The following is a 2,362-nucleotide window of genomic DNA, read 5'->3' on the forward strand; positions in this document are numbered from 1 at the left end:
AATCGCCACCAGTCCTACTATTCCTTCCCCGCGTCGATTAGAGTGGGAGAAGGGGTTGTCGTCGGCGCGATCATCTACATCGTCTGCAGCATTCTTTGCGTCGTCCTTGGCGTCCCCAGATCTTTGCGCGCTTCGCCGGCAATCTGCTGCGCGTCGACCTTCGCCTCTTGAGCGAGGTCGTTCGTCATTTTTCCGACGCCCTTGTTGATTTGCCGTTGACTTTCTCTCCGACTCCTTTGACCTGATCTTCATTCATGATAGATCTCCATAAGCGCCTGCCGATGGCAGGCCATAAACGTGTCGCAGGGACAGTGCCGGCCATTTACGGTCGGCTATAGTTAAATGCGGAGGTCAAAGACAATGTCAGATGTTCCGGAAATCAGGGTAGAGCGTCGAGCGGGAGGCTGGGCTTGGGCGGCCATCGTGCCGAGCATGGACGACGCGGCGCCGCAGGTTCTCCACCAATCCCTGGAAGCATTCCCGAGCGAGGAGGCCGCGCTCAGCGACGCCGGAAAAGTTCTGCAGAAGTTACGCAGTCAATCGGCTGTGGAGGGATCGACATCACTACGGCATAACAGTCGCTGACCTGATAAAAAATCATTTTTTCGAAATGCAGCACGGTTCTTCGCCCATTCCCGGCCTGTGGAGCGTCCGCGCTTTGCAGAGCGTGACTCCGCCCATCGCGGTGCTGATCGTCGATGACGACAGTGCCGGTCCGGATGCGCTCTCCGCTGTGCTCGCAGTGAAAGGCTTTCCTACGACCGCCGTCGACAGCGGTTATTCGGCGTTCTGGACGCCTCAGGCGGTAACGCCTCATATCATCCTCGACATCGAACAGCCGCTTCGTGACCGCAGCGCGAAAAAAGTCCGATGTATGTTCAGCGCTATCGGCCGCATCTGCCCAGGGCGAGCGAGGTCGTCATCTTCGAGAAGCCGGTACAACGGGGCGGGCGCCGAGCGCGTGATGGGCTCTTGCTCGGAGGAAGAAGGGGTCGCGTTCGTGAAAGCCATTCCCCTCGTTGAACGGGCGATCGTGAATTCCGGCATTATCCTCATCAAGCACCGGCTGGAAGTGAGCGAAGAAGAACAGACCCCCGTCTCGAAGCGCCCATCAACGACGGACGCAAGGGCTGGAAGCGCACAGACGTGGACCTGAAATACTACAGCCGGTGGTTGCGTCCGTAAATTGCAAATGGTTGCAGCTGACGAAAGCGCCGGGCGGCCTGCGCAGCGGCGGACAGGCAACGAGCCTCCCTGAGGGGCGTGGAGGAGCCATGAAAGCCATCATCGTCTGTGCGGCAGCATGCCTTGGCGTAGCAGGCGCATCGCTGTCCGACGCGGCAATACGCAACGGGCAAGACATGAGGCCAGGTCGATCGGCTTTGCTTGAAATGTCGTCGTCTGCGTTGTTTGGTTCGCAGCGTGCCGCGTACAACGAGATGCTGATGGATAACGGCATCGAACTGGGTTCGAGCAAGGCGCGATTGATTATCGCGTGGATCGAACGGTTCCATCGCGACCCGGCGATCACAGGCAACGGGCAACAGATGAGGGCGTTTTTCCTCGACTCGCAGTCCCGCTCGGGACTCATCGCAGATGGTCTCGCACGTCTTGCACCGTCTCGACGCCTGCAGTACGTCAGGCTGATCAACAGGTTTCTGGACACGCTCGTCCCGGCCAACTGCTTCGGGTTGAATGATATGAGCGACGTCGTGAACCACCTCAGCCTCAACGAAATGTCGGAAGCCGACATCGACGAATACTTCCCGATGCTGCTCGACGCCATTCGCGCGGCCGCGTCGAATGCGCCTCTCGATGTTCCTACGCCGCAGCAGTCCGTCGATGCGCAGTTGAGGCTGAGACGAGCCCTGATGGTCGAACTTGGCAACGCGGAGGCAAACGTCGTGCGTTACCAGGCGTATATGGAGAACCCGAGCAATGCCGCTCCGGACGATGCGTGTTGGGCCATCAGGGTAACGATGCACGCGATACTCGCAATGCCGGAACCGTATCGGGACGTCGTCCTGCGGAACACTGTCAGTCCGCGCAGCCCTCAGGAAACGCCCGGCAGGCGCGGGTCGCCGACGAAAGAGACGGTCCCGGCATTGCCTGTCAAGCGAACGTCGGGCGGCTACGCGTGTGAGGCTGTCCGGCGCGTTTCGCCCGTGCTCTGGCCGGCAGACCGCTGATCACCCGCTCTACGCGCTGGGCATGCTTGCAATCCGCGCGCATTAACATAAGCTTGCTTGTTGAACCCAGCGACTCGACGCGCCTAAATGGCGCGTATCGAGTCTGGATCACCGACCCCATATGCGGCGCCCGGCGCCCGGCGCCCGGCGCCCGCGAGAGACCAAGCATGGAC

Annotated in this window: 1 protein-coding gene and 1 pseudogene; both read left to right on the top strand. The window is 60.4% G+C overall.

Going from position 1 to position 2,362, the window contains the following annotated elements; translation table 11 throughout:
• Positions 1-855 precede the first annotated feature (855 nt).
• Positions 856-1,173, top strand: a pseudogene (locus AWB67_RS36490) (polyphosphate kinase 2 family protein); the annotation flags it as partial.
• A 101-nt stretch (positions 1,174-1,274) separates the two neighbouring features.
• The gene (locus AWB67_RS36495; RefSeq protein ID WP_125477850.1) at positions 1,275-2,189 is read left to right on the top strand and encodes a hypothetical protein; all 915 of its coding nucleotides are present in this window, start codon (positions 1,275-1,277) and stop codon (positions 2,187-2,189) included.
• Positions 2,190-2,362 lie beyond the last annotated feature (173 nt).

Source organism: Caballeronia terrestris, from assembly GCF_001544515.1.
Taxonomy (GTDB): domain Bacteria; phylum Pseudomonadota; class Gammaproteobacteria; order Burkholderiales; family Burkholderiaceae; genus Caballeronia; species Caballeronia terrestris.

Coding starts and splice junctions, on each gene's coding strand:
- AWB67_RS36495 (WP_125477850.1), top strand. CDS start 1,275: ATGAAAGCCATCATCGTCTGTGCGGCAGCATGCCTTGGCGTAGCAGGC.